We start from the raw sequence: 20,123 nt of genomic DNA, 5'->3' as shown, positions 1-20,123 counted from the left end.
GGCCGCCGTCAGAGCAGCGGCCCTTTTTTTGATCAGGCTTTGGGTTCGAAATCAGCCGGGCGGCGGCCGGCTGCCTGGCGGGAGAGCATCCAGCCCGGATATTCCGGAGCCAGCGCACTGACTTCATCAAGCCGCTTGATCTCGTCGGCATCGAGTTTCAGCTTGACGGCGGCAAGGTTCTGGTCGAGCTGCTCGACACGCTTGGCGCCGATGATGACGGTCGTGACGAAGGGCTTGGCGAGGATATAGGCGAGCGCCACGGTGGCGACGCTCACGCCATGCTTTTCGGCAATTTCGCGCATGACAGCGACGCAGGCCCAGGCCCGGTCCTTATCGACTGGCGGGAAATCGAAATTGGCACGGCGGCCTTCGCCATTGCCCGGTGCGCCCGGACCATATTTGCCCGAGAGAAGACCGCCGGCGAGCGGCGACCAGACCATGAGGCCGAGTTTTTCTTCCTGCAGCAGCGGAACGATATCGCGTTCGAGGTCACGGCCGGCGATCGAATAATAGGCCTGCACAGTCTCGAAACGGGCATAATCCCTGCGCTCGGAAATGCCGAGCGCCTTGGCGATGCGCCAGGCCTGCCAGTTGGAGACGCCGACGTAACGCACCATGCCGCGGGCGACGAGATCGTCGAGTGCGCGCAGCGTCTCGTCGATCGGCGTCACCGGGTCGGTCGCATGGATCTGGTAGAGATCGATATGATCCGTCTGCAGGCGTTTCAGGCTGGCCTCGACGGAGTCCATGATGTGGCCGCGCGAGGCGCCGCGGTCGTTCGGCTTGTCGCCCATGACGCCATAGACCTTGGTGGCGATGACGACATCCTTGCGCGGCACGTTGAGGTTCTTCAGCGCCTGACCGAGCAGCCGCTCGGATTCGCCGAAGGAATAAACGTCAGCAGTATCGATGAAATTGACGCCAGCCTCCAGCGAGCGCTGGACGATCTCATCGGCTGCCTTCTGGTCGACATCGGCGATGGCACCCCAAGGAGTACCTTCCTTGGCTTCACCGAAGGTCATGGTGCCAAGGCAGATTTCAGATACGAAAAGTCCGGTATTTCCGAGTTGATTGTAACGCATGTCGAGAAAATCCCTTGTGTCTGCCGCTATGGGGCTTGCGGACCGCTGAACTCTATTTTTTGATTATTGGCCTGCGCGTGACAGGAACAGCCGGGGCTGGCTGCGAGGTGAGGCACCTTACATGTAGGTCGCGACCCGGCGTTTTTCAACGGAACACGGCATCGTGCGGACCCGTGGGCAACGCCCTTGTCTCGACACAGGCCGAGAATAGATTATCTCTTTATTTTCCACAGGGCCATTTCAAGAGGTCCGCATATGACCGCCCGACCATTAACGACGATCGGCTTCGATGCCGATGATACGCTCTGGCAGAACGAACATTATTACCGGCTGACGGAAGAGCATTTTACCAGGCTTCTTACCGATTTCGCCGACGGAGCGAAGATTTCCGAACGGCTTCTCGAGGCGGAGAAACGCAATCTTGCCCATTACGGCTTCGGCATCAAAGGCTTCACGCTGTCGATGATCGAGACGGCGATCGAGGTCACCGAGGGCAAGGTGCCGTCCAGCGTGATCGCCAAAATCCTCGATACTGGACGCGACCTTCTGTCCCATCCGGTCGAGACCCTGCCGCATGTGCGCGATACGCTGGAGACGCTTGCGGGGAAATATCTACTGGTGCTGATCACCAAGGGCGACCTCTTCGACCAGGAGCGCAAGCTCGCTCAATCCGGGCTTGGCGACTACTTCGATGCGGTCGAGATCGTTTCCGACAAGACGGCCGTCACTTATCGGCGCATCTTCTCAAAGGTCGGCGACGGGCCGGAGCGTGCGATGATGGTCGGCAATTCGTTGAAGTCCGATATCGTGCCGGCCATCGCCGCCGGGAGCTACGGCGTCTTCGTGCCGCATGAGCTGACCTGGGTGCTGGAGCGGGTCGAGGAGCCAAAGGAGGCGCCGCGCTTCCGCAAGATCGGCCATCTCGGCGAACTGCACGGGCTGATCGACGGATTACATTAAGCTCCTTATTCCCGCGCAATTCCGAACGTAAAACCGCTGCACAGTTTTGCTGCTGAAATTGCTGGTCTATTTCCGCTTCGGAAAGAGGGACGGCTGCTCCTGCTGGGCAGGTGCCGGTTGCGTCGGCTGGGGTGCTGCGGCAAGCGGTTCGATCAGGATACTATAGGGGGCGCCTAGCCCGCGGCGCGGGGAGACCTTGGAATAATAGGGACGCAGCAGCCAGGTGGCGTTTTCCTTGACCGTCGTCTCGTAGCTCGTACCGTCCTCATCGGTGCCGAAAAAGGCTTCGTCATCGGGCTTCGACAGGTCGAAGATCGCGAGAAAGGCATATTTGCTCTTCGTCTCGAAGCTGATCTTCACATGCTGGCCGGTGCGCACCGGCAGCGTATAGACATGGCTGTTGCCGAACTTGGTCCAGCCTTTCAGCTGCATGGTCACGGCCGGAAACTGCAGCTTTTCGAGCTTCTCACCGGGGTCGAGCTGCGGCGTCTGCGCAAGGGCTGCGGAGGCGGACAGAAAAAGTGCTGCGGCAAGGGTGGTAATTGATTTCACGGGCGATTTCATGGGCGCACCAATGCTGCGCGCATCGCCTCCACTTCCGCGCGGCAGAAGCAGCCTTCGAGATGATCGTTGACGAGACCCATAGCCTGCATGAAGGCATAAACTGTGGTCGGTCCGACAAACGTCCAGCCGCGCTTCTTCAGATCCTTCGATATCCTGACTGACGTGGCGGTCGTCGGGTTGGCGACGATATGCTCCCTGTCGACGATATCTGGCCGATCCTCGGGGCGAGGTTCGTAACTCCAGAAATAGCGCGCCAGGGAGCCGAATTCACTGCGCAGATCGATCGCGCGCCGGGCATTGTTGATCGTCGAGACGATCTTGCCGCGATGGCGAATGATTCCGGTATCGGCGAGGCAGCGGGCGATATCCTCGTCGCCGAAGCGCGCCACCTTCTCGAAATCGAAAGCGGCGAAAGCGGCGCGGAAATTCTCGCGCTTGCGCAGGATCGTCAGCCAGGAAAGACCGGACTGGAAGCCTTCGAGGCAGATCTTCTCGAAGAGCCTGATATCATTGGTGACAGGCCTGCCCCACTCCTCGTCATGGTACCGTAGATAATCAGGCAGATTCGCATGCCAGTGGCAGCGGCTCTTGCCGTCCTCGCCGATGATGATGCCGGTTTCGCTCATATTTTTTCTCGTTTGCTGCCTGCGAACACGGCTTTACCATTTGCAAACCTTCTTTCCAAACCGAACGATAACCCTGACGAAAAGTTTATTCGGTCCTTCGTCTTTTCATGAATCCGCATTTACCATTCGCTGGCGGGCGCAATGGCAGCATGATCGCAGGCGGACAATTCCGCCAGTGCATTTTCGGTCATTTGTAGAGAGTCCGCCCGATGATGAAACCCCTTGTCCTTGCCGCAGCCATGCTCGGCATTCTGTCCACGGCCGCCCTTGCAGACGACCGCTACGCCTCCCGTCCACCCGTCGTGCTGAGCCCTGACCTCACCGCTCCCTGGATCAACCAGCTCGGCGGCGGCCGGGTTCGTCCCGTCGTCTACCAGCGGCCGGTCGTCTACCAGCAACGCGGCCTTTTCCAGCAGCGTCGCACGGTCATCCAGCGCGCGCCGCAGCCGGCGCCGCAGACCGTGTCTGCCATCCGCCCCGGCGTTCCCGTCATCCGCGGACAGGTCGAGCCGCAGTTCCTGCCGCAGATGGTCGACTACGACACGAAGGAAAGGCCCGGTACGCTTGTCATCGACACCAACAACCGCTTCCTTTACCTCGTTATGGATGGTGGCAAGGCCCGCCGCTATGGCGTCGGTGTCGGCAAGCCTGGTTTCGAATGGGCCGGCGCCCACAAGATCACCCGCAAGTCGGAGTGGCCGGACTGGACGCCACCCTCGGAAATGGTGAGCCGTGAAGCAGCCAAGGGCCATTATCTTCCTGCCCGCATGGATGGCGGCCCGGAAAATCCGCTCGGCGCCCGCGCCATGTATCTCGGCTCCACCCTCTACCGCATTCACGGCACGAATGCGCCCTGGACAATCGGCAGCGCCGTCTCCTCCGGCTGCATCCGCATGCGCAACGAAGACGTGGTCGACCTTTACGATCGCGTCAACGTCGGCACCCGCGTTATCGTGATGTAAGAGCAAATAACGGTCAGCGGGCGGCAAGAACAGCCGACCGCTGGCCTGCAAAAAATCGTATCCCTCACCTCTCCGACTTGAAATTCAAACCGATTTGACTAGCCTCTAGCGGTCCTGAAGGAGAGGGTATCGAAAATGAAGCAATTTCTTAGGCTCGCGGCGGCGGCTGCCGTTGCGTTGTCCTGTACGGTAGTGACTGTCAGCGCAGAGCCGGTCATGACCGCGACTGACGCCGTGCGGGGCGTCAAACAGACCCGCGAGATCAAGCCGCAGTTCCGCAAGCGCGTGGTTCGCCTTACCACCAGCGAGAAGCCCGGCACTGTTATCGTCGACACCAACAACAAGTTTCTCTACCTCGTAGAAGGTAATAACCGTGCCACGCGCTACGGTATCGGCGTCGGCCGTGACGGCTTCGGTTGGTCTGGCGTTGTGACGGTCGGGCGCATGGCCGAATGGCCGAGTTGGACGCCTCCAGCTGAGATGCGTGCCCGCGAGGCGCGTGCGGGTCACAATCTTCCCGCCGTTCAGCCCGGCGGCCCGGACAATCCGCTCGGCGCGCGCGCCATGTATCTCTACAAGGGCGGCCGCGACACGATCTTCCGCATTCACGGCACGAACCAGCCCTGGACGATCGGCCTCAACATGTCCTCCGGCTGCATTCGCATGATGAACGACGACGTGTCGCATCTTTACAAACGCGTTTCCGTCGGCACCAAGGTCATCGTCGTCGGCCCCGGCAACAAGCAGGGCAGCGTCGCTTTCCAGGACAAGGGCATCGACATCCTGCGCACCATGTTCGGCGGTTGAGCAACGCTTCTGGTAAAAATGAAAGGCGCACTCGGATGCGCCTTTCTATTCTTTAAAATTGTGACACAGAACTCTGCCAATGAATCGAACCGATAACCTTTTGGTCGTTCGGGGATATTCAATGTCATATGCATTGCGCCTTTCCACCTCGCTTCTGGCAGGCATTGCGTTTTCCGCTCTTGCATCGATTGCCGGCACGGCTTCCGCCGAAGATCTGGAATTTTCCATTTACGGCGGTTACCAGACGGCACCGCACAGCCACGTCGACGTTTCCGACGGCACCTCCTTCAGCGCCGGCTGGGAAGGCAAGTCCTTCGGCAGCCCGCCTTATTACGGCGGCCGTGTCACCTGGTGGCTCGGCGACTTCAACCTGCCGAACTGGGGCGTGTCGCTCGACTACACCCATGACAAGGTCTATGCCGACGACGAAACCATGGCGCGTTCGCCGGGCTGGACGCATTTCGAATTCACCGACGGCCTGAACCTTGTGACGGTCAACGGCCTTTACCGCTTCAAGGACCCGGCGCGGCCCTGGACACCCTATCTCGGTGCCGGTGTCGGCGTGAACATTCCGCATGTCGAAGTCACCCGTCCCCAGGGCACGACCTTCGACTACGAATTCGGCGGCGTGACCTTCCAGGCGCAGGCCGGCGTCGACTTACGCGTCACCGACCACTGGTCGACCTTCGTCGAATACAAGGGCACCTATTCGCGCGTCGACGTTCCGATCGACAGCGGCGACCGCCTGAAGACGAACATCGTCACCAACGCGGTCAACGTCGGTATCTCGTACCACTGGTAGAATTCGAGCTGCGCGACTATTTCGTGCCGCAGCTCACCTTGCCTTCCACAACGAAGAAGCTGGCGCCGCTTTCGATCCGCAGCGCGTAGGTGCCACCGAAATTCGGCGAAGGCTTGCCATGCTCGCCCGCGAGAACCGCAAGATCCAGCGTCTCGCTTCCAGTATCATCACGTTCCGTGTCGAAGACTTCCAGGCGCAGGTCGCCATCGCGCGACCAGCGGTTCGTGAGATCCTTCGATTCGAATATCCGCTTGTTGAAGCTTTGGGATTTGGAAGCATCCTTGAGCATCAGCGCACCGCGAAAATGGATGAGCTTGTGGCCACCGCCGTCTTCAAACGCGCTTTCTAGGGTAAAGCGCACGTCCTTGTCATCGGCAGAACAGAAATATCTGACATCGGCGTGCGCCACACCAGCCGCGCCGAGCAACACGCCAAGCACCATCAATCCGCGCCACATAGCCAAAACTCCCTGCGATCCGCCAATGAATCGGTACTTTCAGGCTAGCGGCAAACCTCTTAATTTTTCAGGCACAGAGCCCCCGTAAGCCCAATCCAGGAGTTCGATCGTATGCAGGATCGGCGTTGATGTGCCCGATCTGATCTGGGTGATGCAGCCGATATTGCCTGTCGCGATGAGATCCGCCTTTGTGGCCTCGATGTTCTTGACCTTGCGGGTCTTCAGGGCTGCGGAAATATCCGGCTGCATGATGTTGTAGGTGCCGGCCGAGCCGCAGCAGAGATGGCCTTCCGCCGGATCGCGAACGGTAAAACCTGCCGCCTTGAGCAGATGCTTCGGCGCCATGGTGATCTTCTGGCCGTGCTGCATGGAGCAGGCGGAATGATAGGCAACCGTAATGCCCCTCGGCATGTGCGCAGGCAGTTCGAGTCCAACAAGATATTCGGTGATGTCCTTGGCAAGAGCCGAGACGCGCGCCGCCTTACCGGCATAGGCCGCGTCAAGGCGCAGCATATGGCCATAATCCTTGATCGTCGTGCCGCAGCCGGACGCAGTGATGATGATCGCGTCGAGGCCGCCGGCCTCGATCTCGCGGGTCCAGACATCGACATTGGCGCGGGCCGAAACCAAGGCCTGTTCCTCGCGTCCCATGTGATGGACCAAGGAACCGCAGCAGGCCTCGCCCTCGGGAACGACGACCTCTATACCAAGGCGCGTCAGCAACCGGATGGTCGCCTCGTTGATGGCGGGATCGAGAACGGGCTGCGCGCAGCCGGTGAGGATCGCCACGCGGCCGCGGCGTTCGGCCTGTGGCTCATGGCGGCCGGGTTTGGCGAAAGGCGATGGCGCCGGGATGCTTGATGGTGCAAGCGCCAGCATGGCGGCAAAGGGTTTCAGTGCGGGTCCGCGCATCAGGCCGGCAAAGGGACGGCCGATACGGGCCAGCGCAAGCGCTGCCCGAAAGCGGCCGGGATAGGGCAGCACCGCTGCCAGGATGGCCCGCGTCAGCCGGTTCATCAACGGCCGCTTATAGGTCTTTTCGATGTGAACCCGGGCGTGGTCGACCAGATGCATGTAATCGACGCCGGAAGGACAGGTCGTGGTGCAAGCGAGGCAGGAGAGACAGCGGTCGATATGGGTGACGACCTCGGTATCGGCCGCACGGTCGTTTTCCAGCATGTCCTTGATGAGGTAGATGCGCCCGCGCGGACTGTCGAGCTCGTTGCCAAGGGTGACGTAGGTCGGACAGGTGGCGGTGCAGAATCCGCAATGTACGCATTTGCGAAGGATCTGCTCGGATTCGGCCACATGCGGATCGGCAAGCTGGGCGAGCGTGAAGTTGGTCTGCATTCACGCGATCTCCCGGGGCGAAGGGGAGACAAAGGACGCCGATCGTGAATACTCTGGAACAAGCATCTCCATCATCCCATCTTGCCCGGATTGAATATCCCCGCCGGATCGAACTTTTCCTTCACACGACGCGACAATAATGCCACGGCCTCTTCCGCGGGATGGAAGGCCGATATCGCCGCCCTCGCATTGGCGGGCGCACGGACCAGCGTCGCATGACCGCCGCCAAGCGCCTTGACGAAGCGGCGCACGAGATCGGCCTCCGGATCGGCTTCCATGCGCATCCAGATGAGGCCACCCTGCCAGTCATAGAAGGCATCGACGCCGGCTTCGAGCCTCAAGGCCGCAACAAGCTGATGGCCGGTGTTCGGCGCCATGGACACGCGCCAGACAGGCCGTGCGGTTCCATCGGCATAGGGTGCCACGTCGCGGATCTCCTGCCAGATCTGCCGGCTGGCAGCCGCATCGAGCCTCGTGGCCTGACCGAACGACCCCATCGACGACAGAAGCTTTGCCGCGCGTGAGTCAACCGAACCGGGCAGGCCTTCGATGCGCAGCACTGTCGCCTCCCCCTCCGGCAGCTTGCCGCCGAGGAATTTCCAGGTCACGGTCAACGGCAGATGGGCGGCACCCGAGACTTCCACCGGCAGAGCCATGGCTGCGGCCATGGCATTTGCGGCCTCGGCATCGCTGAGACCGGAGATGACGATGGTTTCCTCAGTCTTGGGGCGCGGCGGCACGCGGAAAGTCACCTCTGTCATCAAACCGAGCGTGCCGTGCGAGCCGGACAGCAGCTTCACCAGATCGAGACCGGTGACGTTCTTCATCACCCGGCCGCCGGCCTTGATGATCTCGCCTTTGCCATTGACGAAGCGGATGCCGAGCAGGCTGTCGCGCGCCGCACCCGCCACGAAGCGGCGCGGACCGGAGACATTGGCGGCAAAGACGCCGCCGATGGTCGGTTCACCCGACGTGCCCATCAGGGCGCGGTGATCCATGGGCTCGAAGGCAAGCATCTGGCTGTTTTCGGCCAGCGATGCCTGGACTTCGGCAAGCGGCGTGCCCGCCTTTGCGGTCATCACCATTTCACCGGGATTATAGGCAACAATGCCGGAAAGGCCGGTCGAGCGCAGGCGATCCTCCGCCTCGACGGCATTGCCGAAGCCCGAGCGCGTGTCGCCGCCGCTGATGGCGAGCGCACGGCCCTCTTGTGCATGTGCACGGATGATTGCTGCGGCTTCCTCTTCGCTTGCCGGCACCAGATCGATCATGCGGCCGAACGCCCCTCGAGCGGGAAGACCTTGGAAGGGTTCAGCAGCCATTGCGGATCGAAGGCGGCGCGTGCCGCCATCTGCTGGGCAAGATCGGCCTCGGAATATTGATGGCGCATCAGGTCACGTTTCTCGATACCGACGCCGTGTTCGCCGGTCAGGCAGCCGCCAGCATCGACACAGAGCTTCAGGATATCGTTGCCGGCCGCTTCGGCCTTGGCGGCATCCTCGGGATCATTGGCATTGAAGAGGATCAGCGGATGCATGTTGCCGTCGCCGGCATGGAAGACATTGGCGACGCGCAGGCCGTAACTTGCGACGATCTCCGACGTCCGCTGCAGCACATGCGAAAGCTGGCTCAGCGGCACAGTGCCATCCATGCAAATGTAATCGGCGATGCGGCCGGTGGCGCCGAAAGCAGACTTGCGGCCCTTCCAGATGAGTGCTGCCTCAGTCGCCGACTGACATTCGCGCACCGTCTTGACCCCATGGGTGCGGGCGATATCGACGATGCTCTTCAGCATGTCGTCCATTTCCGCTTCCGAGCCTTCGACCTCGACGATCAGCAACGCGCCGACATCGAGCGGGTAGCCGGCATGGGCGAAGGCCTCGCAGATTTCGATCGCCGGCTTGTCCATGAATTCGATGGCTACGGGAATGATGCCGGCGGCGATGACATCGGCCACGCAGCGGCCGGCTTCCTCGGAGCTTTCGAAACCGAACAGCACCGGGCGGGCACCCTCCGGCTTGGCGATGAGACGCACGGTCGCTTCGGTGACGATGCCGAGCTGGCCCTCATGGCCGCAGACGAGGCCGAGCAGATCGTAGCCTGCTGCATCCAGCGCCTTGCCGCCGAGCTCGATCACCGTGCCGTCGGTCAGCACCATCTTGACACCGAGCAGGTTGTTGGTCGTCACGCCATATTTCAGACAGTGTGCGCCGCCGGAATTCATGCCGATATTGCCGCCGATCGTGCAGGCGAGCTGGGAGCTCGGGTCCGGCGCATAGAAGAAACCATCCGCAGAGACGGCTTCCGAAATGTTGAGATTGGTGACACCGGCCTGAACGACGGCGCAGCGATTGGCGAAGTCGACTTCGAGGATGCGGTTCATCTTCGACAGGCCGAGCACAACCGCATCTTCCTGCGGGATCGCACCGCCCGAAAGCGAGGTGCCGGCGCCGCGCGGGACAACCGGAATGCCGTAGCGATGACAGTATTTCATAACGGTTGCCACTTCCGCCGTCGAGCGTGGCAGGGCGACGGCGAGCGGCAGGCGGCGGTAAGAAACGAAGGCATCCGTCTCGAAGGGCACGAGTTCGCGCACTTCATGGATCAGACATTCCGGCGGCAGGAGATCGATGAGATCGGCAACGATTTCCTTGCGGCGCGCCAGGACATCGGGACGTGGAGCGAGAAACGAAATGGCGTCGGACATGGCGTTCTCCCTCGGCCGGCATCACGGAAACCGGCCGCAAATCCTCCCTGCGAACGGTTCCTTCGGCTTAGCACTTTCCCGAAACCGGCGCAAATGTTAAGCACTTATGCCAAAAGGGAAAAAGTTATAAAAGCTTATGACCAATCTGGGTGATCTCGAAATCTTTGCCAAGGTCGTTTCGACCGGCAGCATGTCGCTCGCCGGCCGCGCGCTCGGCTTTTCCCCTGCTGTCGTTTCCAAGCGCATCAAGCGGCTGGAAGACCGGCTCGGCACACGGCTTCTGCAGCGTACAACGCGGCAGATCTCGCTGACGGAAGCCGGCCAGGGCTTTTACGACCGCGTACTCGGCATTCTGGCGGGGCTGGAAGAGGCGGAATTCTATATTTCCGGCCGCTCGGCGCAGATGCACGGTACGCTGAAGATCTCCGCCCCCACCTCCTTCGGGCGGATGCATATCGCGCCGCATCTGAAGGCCTTTATGGAGGCGCATCCAGAGCTCGTCATCAACCTGGCGCTGACGGATGAGTTCAGCGATATCATAGGCGGCGGCTTCGACCTCGCCATCCGCATTGCGGAGCTGACCGATTCCAGCCTTGTCGCACGTCGGCTGGCGCCCGTGCGCCGCGTGCTCTGCGCCTCACCTGATTATGTCGCCGCCCATGGCATGCCAAAACATATCGAAGAGTTGAAACAGCACCGCTGCCTGCCGGCTCACAACAACGACGTCTGGCGGCTCGACGGCCCGGATGGGGCCTTCAGCCTGCGACCGGAGGGCATGCTGATCACCAATTCCAGCGAGGTAATCCGCGAAACGGTGATTGCCGGCCTCGGCATTGCGCTGCGCTCCACCTGGGATATCGGCGAGGAGCTGAAGAACGGCAAGCTGGTGCAGGTGCTGCCGGCCTATGAGGGCTCGCACAATGTCACGCTCTCGGCGGTCTATCCGAGCCGGCAGTTCCTGCCGGCCAAGGTTCGGCTGTTCATCGATTTTCTGGCCGAGCTCTACGGCCCGGTTCCCTACTGGGAGCGCTGAGCGCTAATCCGCCAGCCGTTCGATGACGAGATCGAGCAGCGCCCTCAGCCGTGCCAGCCGCCGCATGTCACGGTGATAGCCGACCCATGTGTCGCGTCCGGGCGGCGCTTCGCCAAGATCGACCGGCTCGATGGCCGGAATGGCATCGCCAAGCGGCCGCGGCAGGACGGCAAGACCGGCGCCTCTGGCACAGAGGGTCGCCTGCACATCCCTGTTGTTGCTGCGCATGGTGATATCGGCCTTCGGCAACAGCCGCCGCAGCCAGCCGACATCGGGCATGCCGCCGAAGGCCTCGTCCATGGTGACGAACCGGGAGCCCGTGCCATCACCCGCCTCCGGATGCGGCAAGCCGCGGCGGATGTAGAGACCATAATCGATATGCAGGAGCTTGCGGGATATGACCTCCGTCTCAGCGAAAGGCGCAATCCGGAAGACGATATCGGCCTCGCGTCGTGAGAGGCTGAGAAGCCGGCTGTCGGTCAGGAGTTCGATGACGACCTTGGGATAGGCGGCCGAAAATTCCGCCAGAACTGGCGACAGGACATGGGCGCCGAACCAGTCCGAAGAAGAGAGCCGCAGCAAGCCGTCAAGCTGCCTGTTCTGGCCGGCGAGCTCTCGTTCCAACCCGAGTGCTTCCTCCTCCATGCGTTCGGCATGGGCAAAGACCGTCGCTCCTTCATCCGTCAGCACGAAGCCTTCGGCCGTGCGCTGGAAAAGCGTCTGGCCAAGCGAAGCCTCAAGCGCCCGCAGCCGGCGTCCCATGGTCGGTTGGGTCAGGCCGAGGCTGCGGGCGGCGGCGCCCAGCGTTCCAAGCCGGGCAATAGCCAGGAAGAGTTTCAGGTCGCTCCATTCCAAGTGCTTAATTCCAGGGTTGGCTTCAAACAAAAATGCATGGTTTTCATTCGTTATCTTTGATTTCCATTCATAATTCAATGCGGCATTCTGCGGCCAACAAACCAAGGAGAGTTCCATGAGCACGATGAAAGCAGCACTTGTCGAAGCACAGAATGCCGAATTCACTATTGCCGAGATCGCAAAGCCTGTTGCCCGGGCGGGCCAGATGCTCGTCCGCATCAAGGCCGCGGCGCTCAATCCGCTGGATCTGAAGATCAGAGCGGGCGAAGCCGCACATGCCCGTCACCCGCTGCCCGCCATTCTCGGCATCGACATGGCCGGGATCGTCGAAGCGGTCGGCCCCGGTGTGACAGGCTTTCGCCCCGGTGACGAGGTCTATGGCATGACCGGCGGCGTGGGCGGGTTGCAGGGATCGCTTGCCGAATTCGCAGCCGTCGATGCCGATCTCGTCGCGCTGAAGCCGCGCAATCTTTCCATGCGCGGGGCCGCTGCGCTGCCGCTGATCGCGATCACCGCCTGGGAAGGTCTCGAGGAACGCACACAGGTGAGAGCGGGCCACAAGGTGCTGGTCATCGGCGGCGGCGGTGGCGTCGGCCATATCGCCGTGCAGATGGCCGTTGCCGCCGGTGCCGAGGTCTATGCCGTCGATGGCGGTTCGAAGGCCGACTATATCAGCAGTATCGGTGCGACACCGATCGACTATGCGGTCGAGACGGTCGATGATTATGTTGCCCGATATACGGACGGCAGAGGCTTCGACATCGTCTACGACACAATCGGCGGCAAGGGTCTCGATGCCGCCTTCCAAGCCGTCGCCAAGTCCGGCCATGTGGTCACGAGCCTCGGCTGGGGTACGCATTCGCTGGCGCCGCTGTCCTTCAAGGGCGCCACCTATTCCGGCGTCTTCACGCTGGCACCGCTCCTGACCGGCGAGGACCGCGCCCATCATGGCGATATCCTCAGGCATATAGCCACACGCGTCGAAGCCGGAACGCTGATGCCGAATCTCGACCCGCGGCCGTTCTCTCTCGCGGAGGTAGGCGACGCCTACCGGCTGCTGGAAAGCCGGGAGGCCGAAGGCAAGGTCGTCGTAGAGATCTAGCGCGCTAGATCGAGATAGGCGCTCGCGACCATCGCGTCGATATCCGCCGGCACCGGCACGATGCAGGATTCTGCGCCGACACCGCGCTTTGCGACCCGCTCCAGGCAGCGGGCCTGCAAAGTGAAGCCGAGGTCCATCGACTCGACCGAGTTGCCGAGCGGGCGCGGACCGGCGAGATTGGCCATATGGCCGCCGCCGAGTACGTGGAAGGACCGGCCGTCCTTCAGGTGGAAGGTCTCGATATGATCTGCCTCGTAGCAGTCGATATCAATGACATCGGGATGGCTGCGGAAGGCTGCGACATCGATCTCATGCGGGAAATGACCGCCATTCATCAGGATCGCGCCGTCCCTAATCAGCGGCAGATCAGCTGACGTGACGATATCGGGGAAGCCGGTCACCGTGGCGATGATATCAGCAGAACGGATCGCCTGTTCGCGCAACGGCGTGACGAAACCGTCGAGATGCGCCTCGAGGCTGGTGACCGGGTCGATATCGACGACACTGACCGTCGAAAAGGCATTGCGGAAGCAGGCCGCCGTGCCCTTGCCGCAGGCGCCGTAACCGAAGACCGTCACGCGCTTGCCATTGGTGGAGCGGTTGGTGAACCGCATGTAGCTTTCGAACAGGCTCTGGCCGACGGCATGCTTGTTTTCTGCGAATTGCTTGATCGGACTGTCATTGATAACGAGGATCGGCATCGCGAGTTTCTCGCGCATCGGCAGCAGCCGGGTGCGGCCGGAGGTCGTCTCTTCCGTGCCGCCGAGCAGATTGGCATAGGGCCTCTCGGCCGCGATGGCGAAAAGATCGCCGCCATTGTCCAGCAGCAGATCGGGCTTTTCGGCGACGACGGCCTCAAGGCTCTGGTGGTGGGCGACGGGGTCGGTCGTCCGGGTTGCGAAGACGGTGAAGCCCTGGGCGCGCAGGAATTCTACCGTCGCCGGCTGTGTGCTGTTCAGGTTGCCGGTGCAGACGAGGTGCGCGCCGCCGGCCCGCAAGGTCATGAGCAGAGCCACGGTCTTCGGCTCCAGATGGATTCCGGTGCCGATGGACAGGCCATCAAAAGGCCGCGTCCTTTCGAATTCCACTGCCGTTGCCTTCAGCAGGCGGCAGCTGTTGCCGATCCAGTCGATGCGTGTTGCAAGCTTTTCCATCATATGCCCTTTCGCTCCCTCTAATCTAGCGAGGCGGAGATAGGGCCGGCATGGAGATATTTCTGATGAAAGGGTAGAAAAACTGCCCCTTCAGGATGCGCTGCCGGAGCGCAGCAGCCAGTTTCGAAGCGCAGTAAAGGCAGGCCGTTTCGCATCTGCTGTCCGGCAGCAGAGGCTATAGCCTGCCGGGCGGCGGATGAAGCCATAGGGGGCAACCAGGATGCCGCGGCTGAGATCCTCCTCGATCGAGGCTTTCGGCGCCAGCGCAATGCCGAGGCCGGATCGGGCTGCACCCAGCGCCAGCAGCAGATCCTCGAATTCGCGCCGGCGGGAAAAGGCAACCGGCAGCGTGCCGCTTTCGGCGAACCATTCGGCCCAGAGCTTCGGCGCGCTACGGCTGACGAGAACAGTCATATCCGCCATTGCTTCGGGGTCACCTGAAAGTCCGGCAGCAAGTGCCGGTGTGACGACCGGTCCGAACTCATCCTCCATGAAACGCGTTTCCGTCATCCCGACAGAGGAGCGCTGCTCGCCGCCCATAATGACTGCATCGAAATCCGGATGTTGGGACAGCGGCTCGACGACGGTCATGGGTACGATATCGACCTCAATAGCGCCAAGGCTTGCCTGCATGTCGACCGCACGCGGCATCAGCCACCAGATGGCAAAAGCCGAGGGTACGCCGAGGCGGATGCGCTTCCTGTCCGCTTCCTCAAATTCATCGGCCGCACGCTTCAATATGGTAAGGGCAGTACCGGCGGCCTCGGCAAAAGCGCTCGCCTTCTCGGTCGGCACCAGCCTGCGGCCGTCGCGCGTGAAAAGCTTCCCGCCGAGGTGGTCTTCGATTGTCGCAATCTGCTGGCGCACGGCGCCGCGTACCACGCCCAGCTCTTCGGCCGCCTTCAAGATGCTGCCGTGGCGACAGACGGCTTCGAAGGCACGGATCGCATTGAGAGGCGGAAGTCGCATAATTACCACATTGTCGAATATCGCGGTGGATCACATGATCGCGGCATTGAACGGAATGCAAGATCAGACCATATTGTACAGCTGTGCAAGACGTCGCATTCGGGACAGGAAATGACGGAATTTCCGAACCTGCCCAGCTTCGATTTTTCCTATGTACAATGAATCAAATCGTGTTCCGCCTCGTTTTGCACGTATGGATCGCGCAAGCTTTTCATAGGATACTAAAATAATAACGACTCAGATCAACGATCGTAAAGGTGACCCGACAATTGACCCTTCTTGCCCGCCTGGCTTCTGATGTGCAACTCATGTTTCGGCGTCCGCCGCGACAGCAATATGCTGCGCTCTGTTACCGGGTGAAAAAGAAGTCGGGTGAGCTCGAAGTTCTGCTGATGACCAGTCGTGATACCGGGCGCTGGGTGATCCCCAAGGGCTGGCCGATGAACCGCAAATGTGCCTATGAAGTTGCGGCGCAGGAAGCCCTGGAAGAAGCTGGCGTGCGCGGCACGGTGGAGACCGAAACGCTTGGCCACTATACCTACCAGAAGGTTTTGCGCGACGGCCTTAAGGTGAACTGCAAGGTTCAGGTCTACGCCCTCGAAGTGACCGGTGCGACGAAGAATTTCAAGGAAAAGGGCGAGCGAACCATCGAGTGGGTTTCCTGCGACGAAGCGGTCAAGCGCGTCCAGGAGCCCGAATTGCGCAACCTGTTCCTCGCCTTTAAACGGCGCATGGCCGAAAAACCTTCCAGCGGCATTCCGAAACAAATTCCGGCGGAATGAGTCTTGCCATCTTGTGCTGCTAGAAAAGGCGGCGCAAAAGCAGGACTTAGCCAGGAAACAGAATGCCGCAACGCAACGCCGTCCTCACGAAACGCACGCTTGATAAGGATCTCGACAAATTTACTCATGTCGAGGATGCGGCCAAGCATGTCTCGCGACGGTTGGTGACGCCGGGACTTGGCCTGATCTTTCTCGGCCTCGCCATGCTTTTTGCCGGCGTCTACGTGTTCGACAGGCCGGGCGCAGTGCTGGTCATTGCTGCCTCAGCACTTGCCGCCTACATGGCCATGAACATCGGCGCCAACGACGTGACGAACAATGTCGGCGCGGCCGTCGGCGCGCGTGCCATCACCATGAAGCAGGCGCTGATCACCGCCGCAATCTTCGAGGTGCTGGGTGCGGCGATCGCGGGCGGCGAGGTCGTCAAGACGATTTCCTCCAGCATCATCGATACGGTGCAGGTCCCTCCCGCTACACTCGGCTGGATCATGATGGCGGCGCTAACGGCTGCCGCGCTCTGGATCAACCTCGCCACATGGATGAAGGCACCGGTTTCGACGACGCACGCAATCGTCGGTGCTGTGATCGGGGCAGGCTTCGGCGCTGCAGGACCGGAGCCCGTCAACTGGCGGGTGATGTTGGAAATCACCGCAAGCTGGATAACGTCGCCATTGATCGGCGGGCTGATCGCTGCCGGGCTGCTCTATCTGGTGAAGACCCTCATCGTCTATCGCGAGGACAAGATCGCTGCCGCCCGGCAGTGGGTGCCCGTGATGATCGCCGTCATGGCCGGCGGCTTCACGGCCTATATGGTGCTGCAGCTTGCGCCGCAGGGACGATATTCGTCGCTGACGATCCTTCTGATCGGCATCGGCATCGGGCTCGTCAGCTGGCTTGTCGTGCGGCCGCTCATCCTGCGGCAGGCGGAGAACCTCGAAAACCGCAACAGCTCACTTCGCACGCTGTTCCACTTTCCACTGATCGGCTCAGCCGCGTTGCTCTCCTTCGCGCATGGCGCAAACGACGTTTCGAATGCGGTCGGCCCACTCTCGGCCATCGTTCACTCGGCTGGTATCGCCGACAACAGCATGACCGGTCATCCGCCGCTCTGGGTCATGCTGATCGGCGCTTTTGGAATCTCGGTCGGCCTCCTGCTTTTCGGGCCGCGCCTCATCCGACTCGTCGGTGAGGAGATCACCAAGCTCAACCCGATGCGCGCTTATTGCGTGGCCCTGTCGACCGCCTTCACCGTCATCTTCGCCTCCTGGCTCGGCCTGCCAGTCAGCACCACGCATATTGCCGTCGGCTCGGTCTTCGGCGTCGGCTTCTTCCGCGAATGGTACACGCGCCATTCGAAGCGTCGTATCGAATTCATACGCCGCAAGGCCGAAAGCTTCGAGATCGACGAGCCTGAGCCGAACGTCCACGAAGCCCGTCGGCGCTATCTCGTCCGCCGTTCGCACGTCATGACGATCGTCGCAGCCTGGGTCATCACCGTGCCGGTTTCGGCTGCGCTTGCGGCCATGATTTATTGGGTTATGTTCGCGCTCTTCCTATGAGTCAGGGTTCCAGGATGCGCGCCAATTTCCGGATGCAGCGGCTTTTCATCGATGCCCCCTTGTCAAAGGGCGCTGCCATCGAGGCCAATGCCGACCAGTTCAACTATCTCGCCAATGTCCTGCGCATGGAAGAGGGTGCGGACATCCTTCTCTTCAACGGCCACGACGGCGAATGGAAGGCGAGCCTCTCCTTCCCGACCCGCAAGCGCATCCTGCTGTCAGCCACCGAGGAGACCCGGCCGCAGCCCGCACCCTCCGACCTGCACTATCTTTTCGCGCCGCTGAAGGTCGGCCGCATGGATTATCTGGTGCAAAAGGCAGTGGAAATGGGCGCCGGCCTGCTGCAGCCGGTCATGACCCAGCATGTGCAGGGCAAGATCACCAATCTCGACAAGATCCGCGCCAACGTCATCGAGGCAGCCGAACAGTGCGGCATTCTCGGCATTCCCGATGTCGCCAAGCCCGTGCGGCTTGCCGATCTGCTCGACCACTGGCCTTCGGACCGGCGCATCATCTATTGCGATGAGGGCGATGCCGGGCAGAACCCGCTGCCGCTGCTTTCCAGGGTGACGGAAAGGAAGCTTGCGCTTCTGGTCGGCCCGGAAGGCGGCTTCTCCGAAGAGGAGCGGACACGCCTGCGCAGCCTCGACTTCGTGACCGCAATCCCGCTCGGTCCACGCATCCTGCGCGCCGACACGGCCGCGGTCGCAGCGATGGCGGTGATACAGGCTGCAATCGGCGATTGGAATTGACTTTTGCACATCGGCTCTCTGGAAAGGCCTGCTATTTTTTTGATGACCTGTTGAAACAATTTCACTTGCAACTTAGCTGGCTTGGGCACTAATCACCCTTCCAATTGCCCCGGCTCCGGCCTTCCCGAATACAGGTACTTTCATGGCTCGCGATACTACCGACCAGACGCCGATCTCTTCGGTTCAAGAGCTGACCGATTACCTGGCTGCGGGCAACAAGCCGAAGGAGCGTTTCCGCATCGGCACCGAGCACGAGAAGTTTGTGTTCTTCCGCAAGGACAACAGCCCCGTTCCTTATTTCGGCGATGCCAGCATCTCGGCGCTCCTGAGGGGCCTGCAGGCCAAGAGCGGCTGGGAGCCGATCATGGACGGTGACAACATTATCGGCCTCGGCGAGCAGAGCGGCATGGGCGCCATCTCGATCGAGCCCGGCGGCCAGTTCGAGCTCTCAGGCGCACCGCTCGAAAACATTCACCAGACCTGCAAGGAATCCAACCAGCATCTGGCGCAAGTGCGTGAGATCGCGGAGCCTATGGGCATCGGCTTCCTTGGCATCGGCGGCAGCCCGACATGGACCTATGCGGAAACCCCGCATATGCCGAAGTCGCGCTACGAGATCATGACCAGCTACATGCCCGAGGTCGGCACCCGCGGTCTCGACATGATGTACCGCACCTGCACGATCCAGGTAAACCTCGACTTCTCGTCGGAAGATGACATGCGCCGCAAGATGCGCGTGTCGATGAAGCTGCAGTCGCTGGCAACCGCGCTCTTCGCCTCCTCACCCTTCACCGAAGGCAAGCCGAATGGCATGCTCTCCTGGCGCGGCGATGTCTGGCGCGACGTGGACAACAGGCGCAGCGGCCTCCTGGATTTCACCTTCCGAGACGATTTCGGTTTCAAGGATTATGTCGAATGGGCGCTCGACGTGCCCATGTATTTCGTCATGCGCGACGGCCACTATCACCGGGCGACCCATGTCACCTTCCGCCAGTTCATGAATGGCGCACTGAAGGGCGAGATTGCCGCCTATGAACCGACGATGGGCGACTGGACGAACCATCTTTCGACGCTCTTCCCCGATGTGCGCCTGAAGCGTTTCCTCGAAATGCGCGGTGCTGATGGCGGCCCTTGGCGGCGCATCTGTGCTCTGCCTGCCTTCTGGGTCGGGCTGCTCTATGATGACACCGCTCTTCAGGCTGCCGACGAACTGACGAAGGACTGGGCCTTCGACGAAGTGAATGTGCTGCGCAACGCGGTGCCGGAGGAAGGCCTCAAGGCTCAGTTCCGCGGTCATGCACTGATCGACACGGCGCGCGAAGCCGTCAATATTTCCCGGACCGGCCTCAAGGCGCGCAACAGACTGAACGGCGACGGCGTCGATGAAAGCATCTTTCTCCAGCCGCTCGACGAGGTTCTGGCCAAGAAGGCGACGCTCGCCGAAGACCTGCTGGCACTCTATCACGGTCGCTGGAACGGCTCGGTCGAACCAGTCTTCCAGGAATATCAATACTAAGAGGCAAGTACCGCTTCCAAAAAGCCGTTTGCGCAATCCCATTTCGAGCTATAGTAGCGCGAATATGCGCCGCTATCCGGGAAA

General features: G+C 61.2%; 20 protein-coding genes. 10 read left to right on the top strand and 10 right to left on the bottom strand.

The window, feature by feature from the left end:
- Nucleotides 1-32 precede the first annotated feature (32 nt).
- Entirely contained in the window at nucleotides 33-1,082 is a 1,050-nt protein-coding gene (locus ACK9YZ_RS02320) for an aldo/keto reductase (RefSeq protein WP_416065542.1), read from the bottom strand.
- Nucleotides 1,083-1,337: 255 nt separating this feature from the next.
- Here ACK9YZ_RS02320 and ACK9YZ_RS02315 point away from each other — a divergent pair, with 255 nt between their 5' ends.
- Complete coding sequence (locus ACK9YZ_RS02315) at nucleotides 1,338-2,042, top strand: HAD family hydrolase (RefSeq protein WP_183728933.1); 705 nt, start codon at nucleotides 1,338-1,340, stop codon at nucleotides 2,040-2,042.
- A 66-nt stretch (nucleotides 2,043-2,108) separates the two neighbouring features.
- Here ACK9YZ_RS02315 and ACK9YZ_RS02310 read toward each other — a convergent pair whose 3' ends face one another.
- Together ACK9YZ_RS02310 and ACK9YZ_RS02305 are read right to left on the bottom strand one after the other, a co-directional pair.
- On the bottom strand, nucleotides 2,109-2,606 hold the full coding sequence (locus tag ACK9YZ_RS02310; protein WP_216757141.1) for a hypothetical protein: 498 nt from the start codon (nucleotides 2,604-2,606) through the stop codon (nucleotides 2,109-2,111).
- Nucleotides 2,603-3,232 (bottom strand): DNA-3-methyladenine glycosylase I, encoded by a 630-nt coding sequence (locus tag ACK9YZ_RS02305; RefSeq protein WP_216757140.1) that lies wholly within the window; start codon nucleotides 3,230-3,232, stop codon nucleotides 2,603-2,605. The genes ACK9YZ_RS02310 and ACK9YZ_RS02305 overlap by 4 nt, the downstream gene beginning before the upstream one ends.
- Nucleotides 3,233-3,441: 209 nt before the next feature.
- On the opposite strand from ACK9YZ_RS02305, the gene ACK9YZ_RS02300 reads away from it, so the two are divergent.
- From ACK9YZ_RS02300 to ACK9YZ_RS02290, 3 genes are all read left to right on the top strand, one after another.
- Entirely contained in the window at nucleotides 3,442-4,194 is a 753-nt protein-coding gene (locus ACK9YZ_RS02300) for a L,D-transpeptidase (RefSeq protein WP_416065541.1), read from the top strand.
- Between the two features lie 135 nt (nucleotides 4,195-4,329).
- Nucleotides 4,330-5,001 carry a L,D-transpeptidase gene (locus tag ACK9YZ_RS02295; protein ID WP_216757138.1) on the top strand — a complete coding sequence of 224 codons (672 nt, stop codon included), beginning with the start codon at nucleotides 4,330-4,332 and terminating at the stop codon, nucleotides 4,999-5,001.
- A gap of 121 nt (nucleotides 5,002-5,122) precedes the next feature.
- Entirely contained in the window at nucleotides 5,123-5,803 is a 681-nt protein-coding gene (locus ACK9YZ_RS02290) for an outer membrane protein (protein WP_416065540.1), read from the top strand.
- A gap of 16 nt (nucleotides 5,804-5,819) precedes the next feature.
- On the opposite strand, the gene ACK9YZ_RS02285 is transcribed toward ACK9YZ_RS02290, so the two are convergent.
- The 4 genes from ACK9YZ_RS02285 to ACK9YZ_RS02270 all read right to left on the bottom strand — a co-directional run bounded on the left by ACK9YZ_RS02285 (nucleotide 5,820) and on the right by ACK9YZ_RS02270 (nucleotide 10,317).
- Complete coding sequence (locus ACK9YZ_RS02285) at nucleotides 5,820-6,260, bottom strand: hypothetical protein (RefSeq protein ID WP_216757136.1); 441 nt, start codon at nucleotides 6,258-6,260, stop codon at nucleotides 5,820-5,822.
- A 39-nt stretch (nucleotides 6,261-6,299) separates the two neighbouring features.
- Complete coding sequence (gene glcF, locus ACK9YZ_RS02280) at nucleotides 6,300-7,610, bottom strand: glycolate oxidase subunit GlcF (protein ID WP_416065539.1); 1,311 nt, start codon at nucleotides 7,608-7,610, stop codon at nucleotides 6,300-6,302.
- A gap of 71 nt (nucleotides 7,611-7,681) precedes the next feature.
- Complete coding sequence (locus tag ACK9YZ_RS02275) at nucleotides 7,682-8,881, bottom strand: FAD-binding protein (RefSeq protein ID WP_416065538.1); 1,200 nt, start codon at nucleotides 8,879-8,881, stop codon at nucleotides 7,682-7,684.
- Nucleotides 8,878-10,317 (bottom strand): FAD-linked oxidase C-terminal domain-containing protein, encoded by a 1,440-nt coding sequence (locus ACK9YZ_RS02270; protein WP_416065537.1) that lies wholly within the window; start codon nucleotides 10,315-10,317, stop codon nucleotides 8,878-8,880. The genes ACK9YZ_RS02275 and ACK9YZ_RS02270 overlap by 4 nt, the downstream gene beginning before the upstream one ends.
- Nucleotides 10,318-10,453: 136 nt before the next feature.
- On the opposite strand from ACK9YZ_RS02270, the gene ACK9YZ_RS02265 reads away from it, so the two are divergent.
- Nucleotides 10,454-11,350, top strand: coding sequence for a LysR family transcriptional regulator (locus ACK9YZ_RS02265; protein WP_416065536.1), 897 nt, complete (start codon nucleotides 10,454-10,456; stop codon nucleotides 11,348-11,350).
- Between the two features lie 3 nt (nucleotides 11,351-11,353).
- On the opposite strand, the gene ACK9YZ_RS02260 is transcribed toward ACK9YZ_RS02265, so the two are convergent.
- Entirely contained in the window at nucleotides 11,354-12,205 is an 852-nt protein-coding gene (locus ACK9YZ_RS02260) for a LysR family transcriptional regulator (RefSeq protein WP_416065535.1), read from the bottom strand.
- Nucleotides 12,206-12,320: 115 nt separating this feature from the next.
- Here ACK9YZ_RS02260 and ACK9YZ_RS02255 point away from each other — a divergent pair, with 115 nt between their 5' ends.
- A complete protein-coding gene (locus ACK9YZ_RS02255) occupies nucleotides 12,321-13,307 on the top strand; it encodes a zinc-dependent alcohol dehydrogenase family protein (protein ID WP_416065534.1) in 987 nt (328 codons plus the stop codon).
- Here the strand turns inward: ACK9YZ_RS02255 and ACK9YZ_RS02250 are convergent.
- Together ACK9YZ_RS02250 and ACK9YZ_RS02245 are read right to left on the bottom strand one after the other, a co-directional pair.
- A complete protein-coding gene (locus ACK9YZ_RS02250; RefSeq protein ID WP_416066799.1) occupies nucleotides 13,304-14,461 on the bottom strand; it encodes an adenosylhomocysteinase in 1,158 nt (385 codons plus the stop codon). The genes ACK9YZ_RS02255 and ACK9YZ_RS02250 overlap by 4 nt on opposite strands.
- A 90-nt stretch (nucleotides 14,462-14,551) precedes the next feature.
- Nucleotides 14,552-15,430 carry a LysR substrate-binding domain-containing protein gene (locus tag ACK9YZ_RS02245; RefSeq protein ID WP_416065533.1) on the bottom strand — a complete coding sequence of 293 codons (879 nt, stop codon included), beginning with the start codon at nucleotides 15,428-15,430 and terminating at the stop codon, nucleotides 14,552-14,554.
- A 269-nt stretch (nucleotides 15,431-15,699) separates the two neighbouring features.
- On the opposite strand from ACK9YZ_RS02245, the gene ACK9YZ_RS02240 reads away from it, so the two are divergent.
- The 4 genes from ACK9YZ_RS02240 to ACK9YZ_RS02225 all read left to right on the top strand — a co-directional run bounded on the left by ACK9YZ_RS02240 (nucleotide 15,700) and on the right by ACK9YZ_RS02225 (nucleotide 20,039).
- Nucleotides 15,700-16,212 (top strand): NUDIX hydrolase, encoded by a 513-nt coding sequence (locus ACK9YZ_RS02240; RefSeq protein WP_216757128.1) that lies wholly within the window; start codon nucleotides 15,700-15,702, stop codon nucleotides 16,210-16,212.
- Nucleotides 16,213-16,274: 62 nt separating this feature from the next.
- Entirely contained in the window at nucleotides 16,275-17,771 is a 1,497-nt protein-coding gene (locus tag ACK9YZ_RS02235) for an inorganic phosphate transporter (RefSeq protein WP_416065532.1), read from the top strand.
- A 14-nt stretch (nucleotides 17,772-17,785) separates the two neighbouring features.
- Entirely contained in the window at nucleotides 17,786-18,523 is a 738-nt protein-coding gene (locus tag ACK9YZ_RS02230; protein ID WP_216757126.1) for a 16S rRNA (uracil(1498)-N(3))-methyltransferase, read from the top strand.
- A 142-nt stretch (nucleotides 18,524-18,665) separates the two neighbouring features.
- Nucleotides 18,666-20,039 carry a glutamate--cysteine ligase gene (locus tag ACK9YZ_RS02225; RefSeq protein WP_416065531.1) on the top strand — a complete coding sequence of 458 codons (1,374 nt, stop codon included), beginning with the start codon at nucleotides 18,666-18,668 and terminating at the stop codon, nucleotides 20,037-20,039.
- Nucleotides 20,040-20,123: the final 84 nt, after the last annotated feature.

This window comes from Rhizobium sp. ZK1, from assembly GCF_047782645.1.
In the GTDB taxonomy this organism is placed as follows: domain Bacteria; phylum Pseudomonadota; class Alphaproteobacteria; order Rhizobiales; family Rhizobiaceae; genus Rhizobium.
The sequence above is the reverse complement of the archived record's forward strand: the minus strand, read 5'-3'. Positions and strand labels throughout refer to the sequence as shown.